Origin of the sequence: Collinsella sp. LCP21S3_D3, assembly GCF_052118305.1 — a bacterium.
Taxonomy (GTDB): Bacteria; Actinomycetota; Coriobacteriia; order Coriobacteriales; family Coriobacteriaceae; genus Collinsella.
On sequence record NZ_JBQKHK010000007.1, the window covers coordinates 65,466 to 84,334 of the forward strand.

Annotated in this window: 13 protein-coding genes; 11 read left to right on the forward strand and 2 right to left on the reverse strand. The window is 60.3% G+C overall.

What is annotated here, in order from left to right; genetic code table 11:
* Positions 1–469 precede the first annotated feature (469 nt).
* A complete protein-coding gene (locus ACTQ1S_RS04840) occupies positions 470–1,099 on the reverse strand; it encodes a GntR family transcriptional regulator (protein ID WP_441056789.1) in 630 nt (209 codons plus the stop codon).
* A 276-nt stretch (positions 1,100–1,375) separates the two neighbouring features.
* Here ACTQ1S_RS04840 and ACTQ1S_RS04845 point away from each other — a divergent pair, with 276 nt between their 5' ends.
* From ACTQ1S_RS04845 to ACTQ1S_RS04870, 6 genes are all read left to right on the forward strand, one after another.
* Entirely contained in the window at positions 1,376–2,152 is a 777-nt protein-coding gene (locus tag ACTQ1S_RS04845) for a dimethylarginine dimethylaminohydrolase family protein (RefSeq protein ID WP_117583089.1), read from the forward strand.
* Positions 2,153–2,261: 109 nt separating this feature from the next.
* Entirely contained in the window at positions 2,262–3,725 is a 1,464-nt protein-coding gene (locus ACTQ1S_RS04850; protein ID WP_441547195.1) for a basic amino acid/polyamine antiporter, read from the forward strand.
* Between the two features lie 701 nt (positions 3,726–4,426).
* Entirely contained in the window at positions 4,427–6,838 is a 2,412-nt protein-coding gene (gene feoB / locus ACTQ1S_RS04855; protein ID WP_441547196.1) for a ferrous iron transport protein B, read from the forward strand.
* A 126-nt stretch (positions 6,839–6,964) separates the two neighbouring features.
* Positions 6,965–8,161 (forward strand): MFS transporter, encoded by a 1,197-nt coding sequence (locus ACTQ1S_RS04860; protein WP_441547197.1) that lies wholly within the window; start codon positions 6,965–6,967, stop codon positions 8,159–8,161.
* A 152-nt stretch (positions 8,162–8,313) separates the two neighbouring features.
* Positions 8,314–9,690, forward strand: a complete 1,377-nt coding sequence (locus ACTQ1S_RS04865) for an alpha-amylase family glycosyl hydrolase (RefSeq protein WP_441547198.1) — start codon at positions 8,314–8,316, stop codon at positions 9,688–9,690.
* Positions 9,691–9,693: 3 nt separating this feature from the next.
* Positions 9,694–10,257 carry a uracil-DNA glycosylase family protein gene (locus tag ACTQ1S_RS04870; RefSeq protein WP_441547199.1) on the forward strand — a complete coding sequence of 188 codons (564 nt, stop codon included), beginning with the start codon at positions 9,694–9,696 and terminating at the stop codon, positions 10,255–10,257.
* Between the two features lies 1 nt (position 10,258).
* On the opposite strand, the gene ACTQ1S_RS04875 is transcribed toward ACTQ1S_RS04870, so the two are convergent.
* Positions 10,259–10,918, reverse strand: coding sequence for a hypothetical protein (locus ACTQ1S_RS04875; protein ID WP_441547200.1), 660 nt, complete (start codon positions 10,916–10,918; stop codon positions 10,259–10,261).
* A 93-nt stretch (positions 10,919–11,011) separates the two neighbouring features.
* Between ACTQ1S_RS04875 and ACTQ1S_RS04880 the strand changes: the two genes are divergently transcribed.
* The 5 genes from ACTQ1S_RS04880 (at position 11,012) to rpoB (ending at position 18,866) form a co-directional block, all read left to right on the forward strand.
* Positions 11,012–12,148, forward strand: a complete 1,137-nt coding sequence (locus tag ACTQ1S_RS04880; protein ID WP_441547201.1) for a pyridoxal phosphate-dependent aminotransferase — start codon at positions 11,012–11,014, stop codon at positions 12,146–12,148.
* 508 nt (positions 12,149–12,656) lie between these two features.
* Positions 12,657–13,178 (forward strand): 50S ribosomal protein L10, encoded by a 522-nt coding sequence (rplJ, locus tag ACTQ1S_RS04885; protein WP_117646079.1) that lies wholly within the window; start codon positions 12,657–12,659, stop codon positions 13,176–13,178.
* 102 nt (positions 13,179–13,280) lie between these two features.
* Complete coding sequence (gene rplL, locus ACTQ1S_RS04890) at positions 13,281–13,658, forward strand: 50S ribosomal protein L7/L12 (protein ID WP_154514707.1); 378 nt, start codon at positions 13,281–13,283, stop codon at positions 13,656–13,658.
* A gap of 311 nt (positions 13,659–13,969) precedes the next feature.
* Positions 13,970–14,878 carry a UTP--glucose-1-phosphate uridylyltransferase gene (locus ACTQ1S_RS04895; protein ID WP_154514705.1) on the forward strand — a complete coding sequence of 303 codons (909 nt, stop codon included), beginning with the start codon at positions 13,970–13,972 and terminating at the stop codon, positions 14,876–14,878.
* A gap of 559 nt (positions 14,879–15,437) precedes the next feature.
* A complete protein-coding gene (gene rpoB / locus ACTQ1S_RS04900; protein WP_427796029.1) occupies positions 15,438–18,866 on the forward strand; it encodes a DNA-directed RNA polymerase subunit beta in 3,429 nt (1,142 codons plus the stop codon).
* Positions 18,867–18,869: the final 3 nt, after the last annotated feature.

An 18,869-nucleotide genomic window follows, 5' to 3' on the forward strand; every position in this document is an offset into this window, starting at 1 on the left:
GCTGGTTAAAGCCCCAAACAGGAACTATTCCACCGTAACTTCGTTTTGATGCCCGGGCCGGAAACCGCGTCCCAGTTTTGCCCCTCAAGGTGGGATACAGTTTCCCGCAGAGGGTCGATCGGGAAAATGTGTCCCGGTCTGAGCGACGATTCCGGGATGCATTTTCCACAAGATGCTTCAACCGGAAAACGCATCCCGTTTCGGGCGTGAATTCCGGGATGCGATTTCCCCAAGGGGCCCCATTGGGAAGCTGCATCCCAGAATTCGCCCGGATAGTGGGACACGGTTTCCGGAAGGGTGTCGTTTGAGAAGCTGCGGCCCGGAGTCCCGCCGTTTGGTTGCTCCGCATCCTACTTATTGGCGCAAAGTAACCTGCTCCCATTGCACCAATGATCCCTTGGTGACGGAGGGAAATGAATCATTTTGAGCGGCGGTGCCAAGAATTGGTCCGCTACCGCCCGCTGCTTTCCTACCAAACGGTGAACTGGGCGTTCTCCGTGTTCCAATGGACATCGCGTACGTAATCGCGCACGCCCGCCGCGTCCCGCGCTTCGAACAGTTCAAGAATATGGGCATGTTCGGCATTGGCTTTATCGAGCAGCTTGCACGCCGTCTCTTGATCGACAGTCTCGTAGTCGCGTTTGATAAAGCAGCGCTCGAGCTGCGAAATCATATCGCGTAGACGATCGTTGCCGCAGCGGTTGAAGTACGTCAGATGAAAGTCCCGCTGAATGTCGTCGTACTTTCGGATAAGACCGCCTTGGATCGCAAGGTCCATGGACCCAACCAAAAACTTCAGCTGCATGATGTCCTCTTTTGTCAGGAGGGGACAGGCGAGGTATGCCGCCTGCCCATCGAGCGGCCCCATAATCTCAAAGACTTCAACGGCGTTTTGTTGATCGAACCCACGGACACGGAATCCGCGACGGGGGAGATTGTCCAGGTAGCCATCGCTTGCCAGCTGAATGAGCGCCTCGCGAACCGGCGTGCGCGACACGCCCATGGCATCGCAGATCGCTTGCTCGCTCACGCGGTCGCCAGCCGAAAGCTCGCCGGCATCTATGCGGCTCGAAATATAGTCGTATACATGATCCTTCAAGGGTCTTCTGAGCGTTTCCATGAGCTTGTGTTCCTCAACTGTATATTTTCAAAATTAAATACGTTTCGCTTGAATAGCTCAGTTGAATTATAGAACGACCAGTTAAATCGCGCTACTTTGCGCCGATAGGTGAGAATACGCTTACCGATGAATACCTACCGTTCAGGATTGTATACAATATACAAAATAGGAAAACCGCCCTAAGATAAAGCCATCGAAAGGAAGGCGGGCGCAAAGAAGTCCCGCTCTCTGCTAAGAGATCCAAGGAGGATCACCATGACCAAGTTCAGCCACGTCATCATCCGTCGTCCCGGCAAGTCCCTGAGCAATGGCATCACGAGTGCCCCCGAGCTTGGCCAGCCCATCTACGAGCGCGCCATCGAGGAGCATTACGATTACGAGCATGCGCTCGAGCAGTGCGGCGTTGACGTGTCGGTGCTGCCGGCGCTCGAGCAGTATCCCGACAGCTGCTTTGTCGAGGATCCGGCCGTCATCACTCGCTGCGGCGCCATCATTACCAACCCCGGTGCCGACAGCCGCAACGGCGAGAAGGACGAGATCGAACCGGCCGTCCGTCGCTTCTTTGACGACGAGCATGTCAAGCACATCGTTTCTCCGGGTACGCTCGACGGCGGCGACGTCATGATGGTCGGCGACCATTTCTACGTCGGTCGCTCCGCTCGCACCAACGAAGAGGGCATCCGCCAGTTCTGTGAGATTCTCGAGGGCTGGGGCCTCGAGGGTTCCGAGGTTCCGCTGGAGGAGGTCCTACACCTCAAGACGGGCGTCAACTACATCGAGGACAACAACATGCTCGTTTCCGGTGAGTTTATCGATAAACCCGACTTTGCCCAGTACAACAAGATCGTCGTGCCCGAGGACGAGGCTTACGGCGCCAACTGCATCTGGGTCAACGGTACGGTCATCGTCGCCGAGGGCTATCCGACCGTGCTCAAGGCCGTGCAGGATCTGGGCTACAAGACGCTCGTCGTCGATACCTCCGAGTATCGCAAGGTCGACGGCGGCCTTTCTTGCCTGTCGTTGCGCTTCTAACGCGATAGCTGTAACAGTCTGATGATCGCTTGACCGATGGCCCGGCACCCGATTCGGGACGTCCGGGTCATCTTTCGTTCGATCACATGATGAAGGGGGTGCACATACAATGGCCTCTAAAGCTCAAAACGACGAGATTATCGACCCTAATGGCCTCGATCTCTTTCGTCTGACCATGATGGTCATTACCGCCAGTATTTGTGGCGGTATCTTTTCGCTTGCCGGCGATATGGCAGCAGGCGGGGCAAATACCGGTGCGGTTATCGTCTCGTGGGGAATTTGCTTTATCGGCGTCTTTGCGCTGATGATGGTGTTCAACGGTTTGTCTCAGGCTCGTCCCGACCTGACCGGCGGCATCTATGCATACGCTGCGGCCGGTTTTGGCGATTACATTGGATTCAACTCCGCCTGGGGTTACTGGATCAGCGCATGTCTTTCCAACGTGAGCTTTGCGCTCTTGCTGTTTAGCGCGCTGGGCTATTTCTTCCCTGCGTTTGGCGCGGGTAACAACCTGCTTTCCATCGTCTGCGCCAGCGTGTTTTTGTGGTTCCTTACCGTCCTTGTGCTTCGTGGCGTTAAGGAGGCTGCGGGCATTAACACTATCGTCACGTTGGCGAAGCTGGTGCCGCTGGGGCTCTTTGTGCTGAGCATCGTGCTCCTGGGTAAGTTCAACGTCGATATCTTTATGGACAACTTCTGGGGAGAGCCGGCTGGTCCTGGCTTTGGCGAGCAGGTTGTCTCGACCATGATCGCCCTTGTCTGGGTCTTCACGGGCATCGAGGGCGCTGTCGTTATCTCGGGCCGTGCAAAGTACGTGCGTGACGTCGGCCGCTCGACGGCACTCGGATTTGCGGCTGTATTTACGCTGTATCTGATCATCTCGATGCTGTCACTCGGCATTATGCCGCGCGAGGAGATGGCGCAGCTCGCAACGCCCTCCATGGCGGGAATTCTCGAGTGTGCAATCGGTCCGGTTGGCGCTGCCATCGTAAACCTTGGCGTTATCCTTTCGCTGGTCGGCGCGCTGCTGGGCTATGTCATCATTGCGTCCGAGACGCCGTTCGAGGCGGCGCGCCAGGGATCCTTCCCTCTGGCGTTTGCCAAGACGAACAAGCACGACGCCCCGGTGGTAACGGTTCTTGTGAGCTCCGGCATCACGCAGCTCTTCTTGATCGTGTCGTATGTGGCGGCGAGCACCTACCAGTTCTTCTATAGCTGCGCAGTCAACACGATTCTGGTTCCGTATGTCTGCTCGGCTGCCTATTACATGGTGATTGGCTGGAAGAACGAGCATCTGGACGGGCCGCATGCGCCCAGCGTCGGCAAAGCCCGCTTCTTCGGTACGCTCGGCTTCGTCTACACATTGTTCCTGGTGTGGTCGACGGGTCTTCAGGGCGTTATGATCACGACGATTCTTTTTGCTCCGGCCATTCCCGTCTATATGCTGGGCGAGCGAGGTCGCGGTAAGCCGGTGCTTCCGCATCTGCACGACAAGCTGATCGCAGCGGTGGTCATTGTCGTAGCAATCATTTCGCTGTATCTGCACTTTGCCGGCATTGCGCCGATTGTCTAGGACTGCGGCAAGCTTCATCGCTTGGTAAGCTGACTGAGGCATCGCGTGCCGGTGCCGTTCGGTAATCCATAACTGACGTGGGCCTCTGTAACGCACCTTTGTGAGCGCCCACTAAACCCGCGCAGGTGACTACGGTTGCCTGCGCGGGTTTTTGCAGTTGCGGTGAAATGCTGCCGGCAGCTGGGGACGTTCCTATTGCCGGCACTCTGGGACACTCCTTGGATGTTCCGCATACAACGGAGGAAAGCGGATGATTTTGGCGAGGGGCGGGCGGCTGTTTCGGTCCTCGGGGAAACCACGTCCCGTTTCGGGCACAGATTCCGGGTCGCAGTTTCCCCGAGGGGCTCGATCGGGAAAATACGTCCCAGTCTGAGCGCCTATTCCGGGACGCAGTTTCCGCTAGAGACCTCAGTCGGAAAGCCCATCCCGTTTTAGCGTTTCGGAGTGGGATGCAGTTTCCCCAGGAGCCCCCATCGGGAAACTGCATCCCGGAATTCGCCTGAATAGTGGGGTGCGGTTTCCGAAAGGGTGCCGTCTGGGAAACCGTGTCCCGGAATCCCCTCCCGCGCCTGGTTGTTCCGCATCGCATCTATTGGGCAAAGCGATCTGTCCCCATTGCAACAATCTGTTGATTGAACGTCGCTGCATGTTCGCGCTATCATGCATGGTTAAAATTGGTTAGCCATGGCAAACGGTTAGCAATGGTGAACATAAATGCAACGCCCTGTGGGCGTCGGGGGAGGAACACGTACGTGAAGCTCGATACACTCGAGATTGGAAAGGACGCCGTTGTCGCATCGGTGGCATCGGACGATCAGGCACTCCGACAGCATATTTTGGACATGGGCTTAACGCCGGGCACCGAAGTCACCATGATGAAATACGCCCCCATGGGCGACCCGCTCGAGATTCGCCTGCGTGGCTACGAGTTGACGCTGCGCAAAGACGATGCTGCTCGCATTGAGCTCGTGGGTATTCACGACACCGATACGAGCCCGCGCGTTAACGCCGCAATCGGCACGACGGAGCACCCGGCGCTCGGTGAGGGGACGTATTCGCCCCGTGCGGCAAAAACGGCCGTGCCCGAGGGCGCGCCGCTGCACTTTGCCCTCGCCGGCAACCAAAATTGCGGCAAGACCACGCTGTTCAACCAGCTGACGGGTTCCAACCAACATGTTGGTAACTTTCCCGGCGTGACGGTCGACCGCAAGGACGGTACTGTCCGTAACCACCCCGAGGCGAGCGTTACCGACCTGCCCGGTATTTATTCGTTGTCGCCGTACACGGGCGAGGAGATCGTCAGCCGTCAATTCATCCTTGACGAGCATCCCGACGCCATCATCGACATCATCGATGCCACCAATATCGAGCGCAACCTCTACCTGACGCTGCAGCTTATGGAGCTCGACTGCCCCATGGTCATCGCGCTCAACATGATGGACGAGGTGACGGCCAACGGCGGCGCCGTGGACGTCAACCTGCTCGAGAGCCTGTTGGGCGTGCCTGTTGTCCCCATTAGCGCTGCCCGCAACGAGGGTATCGGCGAGCTGGTGGATCACGCTCTGCATGTGGCGCGGTTCCGCGAGCGCCCCGGTCGCCTGGACTTCTGCGCGCCCGATGGCCCGGACGGCGGTGCGCTGCATCGCTGCATCCACGGCATTGCCAACCTGATCGAGGACCATGCCGTGACGGCCCGCATTCCGGTGCGTTTTGCGGCGACCAAGCTGGTTGAGGGCGACGAGCTGGTGACCGAGGCACTTCACCTGGATCGCAACGAACTTGACGCTATCGAGCACATCATTACCCAGATGGAGGGCGAGGCTGGCACCGACCGCCTGTCCGCGCTGGCCGATATGCGCTTTAGCTTTATCGGCGACGTGTGTGGGCGCTGCGTCGTCAAGCCGCACGAGAGCCGCGAACACGTGCGCTCCGTCAAGATCGACCGCATCCTGACGGGCCGCTACACGGCCATTCCGGCGTTCCTGGCGATCATGGGCCTTGTCTTTTGGCTGACGTTTGGCGTGATCGGCGCGGCGTTGCAGGGACTTATGGAGGACGGCATCGCTGTCATCATCGCCTCGGCCGATGCGGGTCTCAAGGCGTTTGGAACCAATGACGTGGTGCGCTCGCTGGCTGTCGACGGCGTGCTTACGGGCGTGGGCAGCGTGCTGACCTTCCTGCCGATTATCGTCGTGCTCTTCTTGTTCCTCTCCATTCTGGAAGACTCCGGCTACATGGCGCGCGTGGCCTTTGTCATGGATAAGGTGCTGCGTCGCTTTGGCCTGTCGGGCCGCAGCTTTGTGCCCATGCTCGTCGGTTTTGGCTGCACCGTGCCGGCTATCATGTCGACCCGTACACTCCCATCCGAGCATGATCGCAAGATGACGGTCATGCTCACGCCGTTCATGAGCTGCTCGGCCAAGTTGCCGGTTTACGGCTTGCTGTGCGGAGCATTCTTCCCGCAGGCGACGGTCCCAGCCATGGTCTCGCTCTATCTGATTGGCATTGCGGTCGGTTGCATCGCGGCTTTGGTGCTCAACCGCACGGCATTTAAGGGCGACCCGGTGCCGTTTATCATGGAGCTTCCCAATTACCGCCTGCCGAGCATCAAGACGACGGTGATGCTGGCGTGGGATAAGGCCAAGGACTTTATTACCAAGGCCTTTACCATCATCTTTGCCGCCACCGTGGTCATCTGGTTCCTCCAGACGTTTGACATCCGCTTTAATGTGGTCGCCGATCAGTCGCAGAGTCTACTTGCCGGTCTGGGTAGCATCATCGCGCCGGCGTTGGCGCCGCTTGGCTTTGGCGACTGGCGTGCATCCACGGCGCTCGTCACCGGACTTATCGCCAAGGAGAGCGTCATCTCGACCCTCACCGTGCTTTTGGATGCAACGTCACCCGCGGCGCTGTCGACCATGTTTTCGCCGTTTACCGCCTACGTGTTCTTGGTCTTTACGCTGCTGTACCCGCCCTGCGTGGCGGCAATCGGTGCCGTCAAGAGCGAGTTGGGCGCGCGCTATGCCGTTGCCGTGTTCGCGTTTCAGGTGACGGTCGCCTGGATCGTGGCGTTTGTCGTGCATTCGGCGGGCATATTGCTGGGGTTGGCTTAGCTATTTATTGACGGTGCAACCTCTGTGTATTGAGTTGTTGATTGCGGCCCCGCATCTGTGCTGACGGATGCGGGGCCGTTGCTATATAATCGCCCACCGCCCAAGACAATCGGAGAGGTTTCCTACATGACTCAGGCAAGACAAGATGGCATCTCGCTCAAGCAGTGGCTCCCGCTTATCGGGCTCGCCTGCTGCGCGTTCGTGTTCAACACATCGGAGTTCATGCCCATCGGCCTTCTGACTGATATTGCCGTATCGTTCTCGCTCACCGAGGCCCAGGCAGGCATCATGATTTCGGTCTACGCCTGGGGCGTCATGCTGCTGTCGCTGCCGCTTATGGTGTTTGCCTCGCGCTTTGAGTTCAAGCGTATGCTGCTCGGCGTGCTCGCTGTGTTCTCTCTGGGTCAGTTCCTGTCCGCCGTGGCGCCCACCTATCCTATTTTGGTCTGTGCACGCCTGGTGGTCGCTTGCGCACATGCCGTGTTCTGGTCGGTCGCCTCGATTATGGCGTCGCGCCTGGTCGACACCCGTCACGGGGCGCTCGCCATCAGCATGATCGCCACGGGCTCGTCCATCGCACAGATCTTTGGCCTGCCGATCGGCCGCGCCATCGGGCTGGCTGTGGGCTGGCGCATGACATTCGCTGTGGTCGGGGCCTTCTCTGCCGCCGCGGTGGTGTACCAGGCAGCGGTGTTCCCTGCCATGCCGGCGGGTGAGCGCTTTGCCGTTAAACAGCTGCCCGAGCTGCTCAAGAACCCGTTCCTCATCGCGCTCTACGCGGTCACGGTTTTTATGGCGACCGGCTATTACGCAGGCTACAGCTATATCGAGCCCTTCCTGGCGCAGGTCGCGCACGTCGACGCGGGCGCCATTACCATGACGCTGACGGCGTTTGGCTGCTCCGGTCTGGTGGGCAGCTGGCTGTTTGGCCGCCTGTTCGACGGGCACCGCTTCCCGTTTTTGGCTATCACGCTCTCCGGCGTGCCAGCGGCCCTGCTGCTCATGGGTTCGGCCGCATCGTCGCTCGCAGCAGTGCTTGCCGTCTGCGTGCTGTGGGGCTGCTGCGCCACGGCCTTCAATGTGGCGTTCCAGGCCGAGCTTATCAAGTACACGCCGGCGGATTCGTCGGCTGTCGCCATGTCGATCTTCTCGGGCCTGTTTAATTTGGGTATCGGCACGGGCACCGCGATCGGCGGCGCCGTGGTTTCGGGCCCCGGTATCGCCTGGATCGGCTTCGCGGGCGGGGCGATTGCCGTCGTGGGCGTCATCCTCGCCATCACCGTACTGTTCCCAGCCATCCGTCGCACCAAGCCCGTCGCCTAATCACGTTCCCTCATCAGTTGCGGTGGAATAGTTCCTGTTTAAGGCCTCTGAAGGCCCAAGCAGGAACTATTCCACCGCAACTTATTTTGGGGGAGGGGATACAAGCTGGGCATACAATGTATGTCGTTGTGTTGGCTTACCGGGAGGTTGCTATGTGGGCATACGAGACGACGTTCTATCAGATCTATCCGCTGGGCTTTTGTGGAGCTCCGCGCGAAAACGCCGCGCCCGTTGCCGAGGATGAGCTTGCCCAGGCTGCCAACGACGCGCCCAACCCCGATGCCCCCATCATGAAAATCGCCCAATGGGCCGACTACCTGCAGGAACTAGGTATTGGCGCTGTGCTCATCAACCCACCGCTCGAGTCCGATAGCCATGGCTACGACACGCGCAGCCTGCGCCACATCGACCGTCGCCTGGGTGGGGATGCCGACTTTGCCGCCGTGTGCGAGACGCTGCATGCCCACGGCATCCGCGTGGTGCTCGACGCCGTCTTCAACCATGTGGGCCGTGGCTTTTGGGCCTTCCGTGATGTGCAGGAGCGCAAGTGGGACTCGCCCTACAAGGACTGGTTCCACATCAGCTTTGACGGCGACTCGTGCTACGGCGACGGCTTTTGGTACGAGGGCTGGGAAGGCCATTTTGAGCTCGTGAAGCTCAACCTGCAAAACCCCGCCGTGGTCGATTACCTGCTCGAGTCCGTGCGCCGCTGGGCCGATGTCTTTGGCGTCGACGGTCTGCGCCTGGACGTCGCCTATATGCTCGACCGCGACTTTATGCGCCGCCTGCACGCCTTTGCCTGTGAGCTCAAGTCCGACTTTGTGCTGATCGGCGAGACGCTCCACGGTGACTACAACCAGATCGTCAACGACGAGATGCTCGACTCCTGCACCAACTACGAGTGTTACAAGGGACTGTACTCCAGCTTTAACTCGATCAACATGTTCGAGATCGCCCACTCGCTGCACCGTCAGTTTGGCGGCGACCCGTGGTGCATCTACCGCGGCAAGCACCTGCTGTCGTTTGTCGACAACCACGACGTGCCACGCCTGGCGAGCATCCTTACCGACAAGTCGTGCCTGCGTCCCGCCTATGGCATGCTCTTTGGCATGCCGGGCATCCCGTGCATCTACTATGGCAGCGAGTGGGGAATTGCTGGCGAAAAGGGCGGCCCCGATGGCGACTGGGCGCTGCGCCCTGCGCTCGATGAGCCTGCGCCCAACGAGCTGACGGCGTTCGTCACACAGCTTACGCACCTGCGCTCGGCCGACGACGCGGCGGCCCGTGCCCTCAACTACGGTGCGTATCGCAACGTGATGATTCAGAACAAACAGCTGCTGTTCGAGCGCGCCTGCGACGACGCGACGGTGCTCGTGGCGGTCAATGCCGTGAACGAGCCTTATACCTTTGGAGCCGGCGAACTCAACGGTTCCTTCGTCGACCTACTTGCCGACGATGCACCCACGGTCGAGCTGACGGGTGCGCTTGAACTTGCGCCCTACGAGGTGCGCTATCTGTTGAGGGCCTAGGTCATGGCGGCGTCAGACGAGGGCTATCAACATATTGAGCATGGGTTTGAGCCCGTGTTTGACCAGCACTCGCGCGTTTTGGTGCTCGGGTCGTTTCCCTCGGTGCTTTCGCGCGCCAATGCCTTTTATTACGGCAACCCTCAGAATCGCTTTTGGCGCGTGATGGCCGCGTGCCTCGGTGTGCCCGTGCCGCCCAACGAGGGCGACCCTTTGGCAAGCGGTGAGCCCGCGACGCTCGATGCCTCGATTGCCGCCAAGCGGGCTATGCTGCTCAACGGCGGTGTGGCCCTGTGGGACGTGATCGAGAGCTGTGACATCAAGGGGTCGAGCGACGCGAGCATCAAAAACGTTGTGCCGGCATATATCGAACGCATCACTGGAGCTGCGCCCATCGAGCGGGTGGTATGCAACGGAGGTACGGCGGGGCGCCTCTATAAGCGCTATCTACAGGAGCGGACGGGTCTGTCCGCTGTCGTGTTGCCGTCAACTAGTCCCGCTAACGCGGCCTGGCGCCTGGAGCGGCTTGTCGAGCGCTGGCGCGAGGCAGCTGACTGGACCGCACGGTAATTTAGATATTTGATTGAGCACGGGTGCCGAGGTGTTTGATGATGGCGTGCCAGATTGGTGTGGGCACAGCGGGCTTGGCGCGCACCATGCCGTCGACATCGACACTATCGGCATCGCCGCCGCCAAGCTGCTGCGCATGTTCAATGGAACAGCCCATGCGCACAGCGCCTACAAGCTTATCCATCGCTTCGGAAAATGGACGGCGTAAGAGGCCCATACGCGGGGAGTGGCGAAGCGCCGCAATACCGCTGCCGGCACAGATGACAACGCCACCGCACCATGGCAGGTCACGTAGAATACATGCCCGGTACAGGTGGTCGAGGACTTCGTCCGCCTGCTTGTTGTTTTTTGACAGGGCCTGGACGACGACATAGACGCGTGTCTCTGTATCCCCGAAGCGATCGAGTATCTGCTCGACAGCGATCATCGCCTCATCATCAAATGCATCATCAACAGCGAACACCATGCCATCGACTACACCGGTGTCATTTGCCTTCAAATCAACCGGACGGGGGAGCGCGGTGCCGGAAAGCTGAGCATAGGCGGCGATGGCATCCTGCAGGTCCCAGAGTAAAAACTCAAGATCGGCGCTCTCGGGAATACTGATATACGCAATGGTTTGCAGCGTTTTTGGTACATCGCCGAGTGCAGTCGTCTCCATGCCGCCTCCTTTCCGGTTGGTTTCCGTTTAGGTTACACCGTCAGGTGGCGCGCGGGCGCGCTATCCTAGTGCAACCCTTACGAAAGGAATGCCATGCGACTGCCCATGAACACCTCGCTTGCCACGCTCAAGCCCTCCGGCATTCGCCGGATCAACGCGCTCGCCGCCCAGCACCCGGGGTGCATTGCGCTCGCGCTTGGCGAGCCCGATTTTCCCACGCCCGATGTGATTAGCGCCGAGGTGACCGCTGCGCTGGGCCGCGGTGACACGCACTATCCGCCCAACAACGGCCGTCCCGCCCTGCGCGAGGCGCTGTCTACCTACATGGGAGACGCGGGCCTTACGTTTTCGGCCGACGAGGTCATCCTGACCGACGGCGCGACCGAGGCCCTGTCGGCAACATTTATGGCCATGCTCAACCCCGGCGACGAGGTTATTATCCCCACGCCGGCCTTTGGTCTGTACGAGAGCATCGTCGTGGCCAACCACGCCAAAGCGGTCTTTTTGGATACGGAGCCCGCGCAATTTCAGATTGACGAGGAAGCGCTTCGCGCCTGCGTGACCCCGGCGACTAAGGCCATCGTCATCTGCACGCCCAACAATCCTACGGGCTGTGTCCTCGACGCGGCATCGCTCGACGCCGTGGCACACGTGGCAGAGCAAGCGGGCATCTACGTAATCTGCGACGACGTATATAACCGCCTGGTCTATGTGGATGGCTATGAGCGCTTTGCCCAGCGCCACCCGGAGCTACGCGAGCAGACGGTGGTCATCGAGAGCTTCTCCAAGCCATGGGCTATGACCGGCTGGCGCTTGGGCTGGCTCGCAGCTGCAGCCCCCGTCATCGCCGAGATCGCAAAAGCTCACCAATACCTAGTATCGAGCGCCGTCTCCTTTGAGATGGACGCCGCAGCCCGAGCCCTGACCGTCGACCCAACCCCTATGCTCAAAGTCTACCGAGCTCGCCGCGAACGCGTGCTCGCAGCCTTAGACACCATGGGCCTCGACGTAGTGGAACCAGCCGGCGCCTTCTACGCTTTCCCCAGCATCAAACAATTCGGCCTAACAAGCGAAGACTTCTGCATCAAAGCCATCAAAGAAGCCAACGTAGCCCTAGTCCCCGGAGACTGCTTCGGAACCGAAGGCCACATCCGCTTAAGCTACTGCGTTTCCGACCAAGATCTGGACGAAGGCCTCCGCCGCCTGTCCAACTTCGTGTCAACCCTATAGCCCACCGGGACCCAAAACCATCAGCCCACCGACCCAAGCATTATGAGTGGGGCGCGCCGGCCAACGGAAAACCGGGCTGCCCCATAGTTGACGCAGGCCGCGCCGCCGAAGGCCAGGCGCAAGGTTTTCGTAGATTCCGCACGAGCCGAAGGCCACTTAATGTGGCCTTCGTGCGAGCCCAGGACTTGACCGAGCGAAAACCTTGCGCCTGGCCTTCGGCGGAGCGTGCCGGATGGTGGAATTGTGTGCAGCCCGGTTTTCCGTTGACCGACGCCGGGGTCCCCGCCATAATACTTTCGGTTCACGCACGAATCCGCTGCCAGAGACAGCCGGTGCAAACGGGCATTGCCCGCGAGCTTAATGGGACATCCCGCCAGCCGAGGTGGTCGAGTAGATATGTCTTCTCGCCCCCGTCGCTCATGCAGCGCGGGGGCTTTCTTTTTGGACATGCCCCCGTCACGTCCTTGTGGCGGACCGTGCCCGGAAAGAATTCGAGGAGGTGTAATTCATGCCCCAGCAGTACAAAATCGACAAGGTTGCAGAGATCGAGTCCCGTATCGCCGAGAATGCCGGTCTGTTCGTCGTCAACTACAACGGTCTGACGGTTAAGCAGGCTCAGGAGCTGCGTCATCAGCTTCGCGAGTGCGGCGCCGAGATGAAGGTCTACAAGAACAACCTGGTCAAGATCGCTCTCAAGAACCAGGAGCAGCCCGAGCTCGACGAGATCCTCGCCGGCCCCGTCGCTTATGTGTTCTACGAGACCGAGCCGGTCGAGGCCGCTAAGACCCTTAAGGACTTCTCCGCTAAGTCCAAGGGCGTCCTTGAGATCAAGGGCGGTATCTCCGACGGCAAGGCCGTTTCCGCTGATGATGTTAAGGCTATCGCCGAGCTGCCCACCAAGGACCAGCTTCTCGGCCAGATCGCCGGTCTCATCTCCGGTTTCGCTCGCGACATCGCTGTCTGCGTCAACGGCGTTTCCTCTGGTCTCGCTCGTTCGATCCAGCAGGTCTCCGAGCAGAAGGCAGCCTAGTCGCTGTTTTCACCCGCGGCGGCAACGCCGCACCCCTGGCGCATTCGCGCCGTGTTTTAACTGATCTCCGTGCACAGACACGGAAACCGAAAGGACTTAGAAATGGCTAAGCTTACCACCGATGAGATCATCGATGCTCTTAAGGAAATGACCCTTCTCGAGGCTTCCGAGCTCGTTAAGGCTATCGAGGACACCTTCGGCGTTTCCGCCGCTGCTCCTGCCGCTGTTGTCGCCGCTCCCGCTGCTGGCGCTGCTGAGGCCGAGGAGAAGACCGAGTTTGACGTCGTGCTCGAGGGCTTCGGCGACAACAAGATCCAGGTCATCAAGGCCGTCCGTGAGCTCACCAACCTTGGCCTGAAGGAGGCCAAGGAGGTCGTCGAGAGCGCTCCCAAGGCTGTTCTCGAGGGCGCCAAGAAGGAGGACGCCGAGGCTGCCAAGGAGAAGCTCGAGGCTGCTGGCGCTGCTGTCACCCTCAAGTAATCAGGCTTTCTCGCCAGATTTCTTTGCAGACGGGGTTCGCATTGCGAGCCCCGTCTTTTTTGTTTTGCCCCCTCATTCCCATTGCTCGGCACGCAGAACACCGCTGTCTTCGCCGTGCCAATCCCGTTACCGCTGGGGCATAAAATTGCACCATTCGAGCAATAATTTGCGTTGACCTGCTGAAGAATTGCGTTTGCCTTACGGCGACGTATGTCTCCGGCGGTAAGATACTTCGGTATCGCAATTTGGTCTGCGGCCGCCGTGCCGCACGCTTGGGGCGCTTTGCGCCTGCGAAAGGATCCTTGAATAATATGAAGGCAATCATCCCCGCCGCCGGTCTAGGCACGCGTTTTCTGCCTGGCACTAAGTGCACGCCCAAAGAGATGCTGCCGGTTCTCGACAAGCCGGTTATCCAGTACGTCGTTGAGGAGGCGCTCGCTCCCGAGGAGGTCGATGATGCTATCATCGTCACCTCTCCTGGCAAGCCCGAGCTGTTGAACTACTTCCAGCCCGATCGTTCGCTCGAGAACCTGCTGCGCGAGCGCGGCAAAGATGCATATGCCGATGCCGTTGCCCACGCAGGCGGTATGCCGGTCGACTTCCGTTATCAGTACGAGCCCAAGGGCCTCGGCCATGCCATTCGCTCGGCGGCCGATGCTGTGGCGGGGGAGAACTTCCTGGTTCTTCTGGGCGACTACGTTGTGCCCAACCATGACATTTGCGACAAGATGCTTGCCGTCTCCAAGGAGCATGGCGGCGCTTCGGTTATCGCTGTTGCCGCGTGTGCTCCCGAGGAGGTCAGCCGCTATGGCGTTATCGCCGGCGAGCGCGTGGGCTCCCTCGAGGGCGCTGAGGGCGTTGGCGATGCCGAGCCTGGCGCCGTGTGGCGTATCGGCGGCTTGGTGGAGAAGCCTGCTCCCGAGGCTGCGCCTTCTAACCTTTACATCGTCGGACGCTATCTGCTGAGCCCGCTGGTCATGGAGCTGCTTGCCGACCAGCAGGCCGGCAAGGGCGGCGAGATCCAGCTGACCGACGCCATGGCCCGTTCGCTCGACCGCGAGGCCATGTACGCCGTCGTCATCGATCCTCTGTCGGGCTACGACACCGGCACGCCTTCTGGCTGGATGGCCACCAACGCCCTTATGGCCGCAAGCGATCCTCGCTTTGCCGATGCCTTCTGGGATGCCATCGACGAGCGCGGCGGCTTGATGCGCAAGTAAACAGCGCTTACGGGTGCGGACTTCGGTCTGCACCCGTTTTTTTGCGAACTGCCGCTTAGCTCCGGAAAGTGCGACCCACAATTTGGTCGAATTCTGGGATGCGCTTTCCGGCTGAGGACCCTAGCGGAAAGCGCATCCCAGAATATCGGCTCAGGACGGGATGCAGTTTCCCAAACGGGGCTCAATCGGAAACTGCGACCCAGTTTGAGGCCTCAAAACGGGACACAGTTTCCGCCCGATCAGCCTTCGCCGCCATTCCGCCATTCAGCGACGCGTATCAGCAACTCTGTTCACAGAAAATATATGAACATATGTTCGATATACGCACATCTACCTGCGCATTTTCTGTCGAAAAAATTTGCTACTCCAAAAACTCAATCGCGTCAAGGCTTTTCTTGCCCAACGGTCGGTACCTGATAAACTATTAGGTTGCGATAACTGGCGAAGCTATGCCTCGCCAACCCACCGAGCATTTCCGTGAAGGAGGAAAAACCTGGTGACCTACGCATACACTGCCACTGAGCGCAAGCGCGTCAGCTTCGGGAAAATCCCGGAGGCCATGGAGCTCCCCAACCTTATCTCTGTTCAAAGGGAATCCTTTGAGCGTTTTAAGGACGAGGGCCTTCGTGAGGCGTTTAAGGAATCCAGCCCCATCCAGAGCCAGAACCATGTTCTCGAGGTTACCTTCGGCGAGCATCAGTTTGGCGACCCCGCGCACACCGTCGAGGAGTGCCGCGAGAAGGATATGACCTATCAGGCTCCGCTTCTGACCGACGTCCGTCTCACTAACAAGGAGACCGGCGAGATCAAGGAGCAGCTCGTCTTTATGGGCGACTTCCCCATGATGACCGATCAGGGCACCTTCATCATCAACGGTACCGAGCGTATCGTCGTCTCGCAGCTCGTCCGTTCCCCGGGCGTGTACTTCAGCTCCGAGATGGATTCGGGCAAGCAGATCTACAAGGCTCAGATCATCCCGTCCCGCGGTGCCTGGCTTGAGTTTGAGGTCGATAAGCGCGACCAGCTCATGGTCTCCATCGACCGTAAGCGCAAGCAGAGCGCCACGATGTTCCTGCGCGCCCTTGGCATCGCCGTCACCAACGACGACATCATCGAGCTGCTCGGCAACTCCGATGTGATCAAGCGCACCCTCGAGCGCGATACCGCCCTTACCCGCGAGGATGCTCTTATCGAGATCTACCGTCGCCTGCGCCCGGGCGAGCCTCCCACCGTGGATGCTTCCCGCAGCCTGCTCGAGGGCCTGCTCTTCAACCCGCAGCGCTACGACCTGGCCCGCGTCGGTCGCTACAAGGTCAACAAGAAGCTCAACCTCACTACCGAGGAAGAGGTCACGGTGCTCACCGACGAGGATATCGTCGCTACGTTGCGCTACCTTCTGTCCCTCGCTGCCGGCGAGCAGGGCTTCAAGGTTGACGACATCGACCACTTTGGCAACCGCCGTATCCGCACCGTCGGCGAGCTCGTCGCCAACCAGTTCCGTATCGGCATGAGCCGTATGGAGCGCGTCGTCCGTGAGCGCATGAGCTCCCAGGACATCGACGAGATTACCCCGCAGTCGCTCATCAACATCCGCCCGATCGTGGCCTCCATCAAGGAGTTCTTCGGTTCCTCGCAGCTCTCGCAGTTCATGGACCAGGCGAACCCTCTGACCGGTCTGACCCACAAGCGCCGTCTGTCCGCACTCGGCCCTGGCGGTCTTGCCGGCCACAAGTCGGGCTCCAGCCGCCGCACCAACGTGCCGACGGCCGTCCGCGACGTTCACAACTCGCACTACAGCCGCATGTGCCCGATCGAGACCCCCGAAGGCCCCAACATCGGCCTGATCGGCTCGCTTGCCCTCTACGCCCGCGTCAACGAGTATGGCTTCATCGAGGCCCCGTTCCGCCGCGTCGAGAACGGCGTTGCCACCGACCAGATCGACTGGATGACCGCTGACGAGGAAGAGAAGCACGTTATCGCGCCGGCCAACACGCCGCTCGATCCCAAGACCAACGAGTTCATCACGACCGATGCCGAGGGCAAGATCGTCCGTCCGCATTCCGTGATCGCCCGCACCCGCGACTTCGACGGCTCCTTCGGCGCTCCCGCCGACGTGCCTGTCGAGGACGTCGACTACATGGACGTCTCGCCGCGCCAGATGCTCTCCGTCGCAGCCACGCTGATCCCGTTCCTCGAGCACGACGACGCTAAGCGTACGCTCATGGGCGCCAACATGCAGCGTCAGGCCGTGCCGCTGGTTCACCCCGCCGCTCCCTATGTCGGTACCGGCATGGAGCGTCGCGCCGCCCTGGACTCTGGCGAGGTCACCCTTGCCAAGAACGCCGGCGAGGTCATCTTTGCCGACGCCTCCAAGATTATCGTCAAGCATGCCGGCGGCATGGACGAGTATCACCTGGCCAAGTACCAGCGCTCCAACCAGTCCACCTGCATCAACCACCGCCCGCTCGTGCGCGTCGGCGACACCGTTGAGCAGGGTGAGCCTCTGGCCGACGGTCCTTCGACCGATCACGGCGAGCTCGCACTGGGCCAGAACCTCACCGTGGCCTACATGCCGTGGGAAGGCTTCAACTACGAGGACGGTATCGTCGTGTCCGAGCGCCTGGTGGCCGAGGACCTGCTGACGACCATCAACATCACCCGTCACGAGATCGACGCCCGCGATACCAAGCTCGGCCCCGAGGAGATCACTCGCGAGATCCCGAACCTCTCCGAGGACATGCTTGCCAACCTCGACGAGGACGGCATCATCCGCATCGGCGCTGAGGTCGGCCCTGGCGACATCCTGGTCGGCAAGGTTACCCCTAAGGGCGAGAGCGCTCTGACTGCCGAGGAGCGCCTGCTGCGCGCCATCTTCGGTGCCAAGGCTCATGACGTTCGCGACACTTCCCTTAAGATGCCTCACGGCGCTTACGGCCGCGTCATCGACGTCGTCCGCTTTAGCCGCGAGAACGGCGACGACCTGGCCCCCGGCGTCAACGAGCAGGTGCGCGTCTACGTCGCCCAGCGCCGTAAGATCCAGCAGGGCGATAAGATTGCCGGCCGCCACGGTAACAAGGGTGTTATCTGTAACGTTCTGCCGGTCGAGGACATGCCCTACATGGCTGACGGTACCCCGATCGACGTTATCCTCAACCCGCTGGGCGTTCCTTCGCGTATGAACGTCGGCCAGCTGCTCGAGTGCCACCTTGGCTGGGCTGCTGCTTGCGGTTGGGATACCGAGGATGCCGATTCCGACAAGTACGTCCCCGGTCCGTTCTTTACCGCGACGCCCGTCTTCGACGGCGCCAAGGAGGACGAGATCGCCGAGGTCATCCGTCGTGCCAACAAGAATATGCTCAACAAGGCCACCGCTGCCTTTGGCGATCACATGCGCCCCGAGTTTGTCACCCAGCTTGACGAGCGCGGAAAGACCCGCCTGTTTGACGGCCGCACCGGCGAGGAGTTCCGCGAGCCCATTACCGTGGGAACGTCCTACATCCTCAAGCTCGGTCACATGGTCGACGACAAGATCCACGCCCGTTCGACTGGCCCTTACAGCCTGGTTACCCAGCAGCCGCTGGGCGGCAAGGCCCAGTTCGGCGGCCAGCGCTTCGGCGAGATGGAAGTTTGGGCACTGTACGCATACGGTGCTTCCAACGTCCTGCAGGAGATCCTGACCGTCAAGTCCGACGATACCGTGGGCCGCGTCAAGACCTACGAGTCCATCGTCAAGGGCGAGAACGTCCCGGTTCCGGGTATCCCCGAGTCCTTCAAGGTTCTCGTCAAGGAGATCCGTTCCCTCGCACTGGACATCGAGCCCATGCACGATGCCGACGAGGACGCCTCCGCCCCTGTGACCGCCGAGGAGACCTCTGCCCTCGATGACCTGGCTGCGCTCGCCGGCGTTGACGCCGACGTCGAGGCCCAGGATGCCGAGACCGCCGAGGCGCCCGAGGCTGTCGCCGCCACGACCACTGATAAGGAGTAGTTG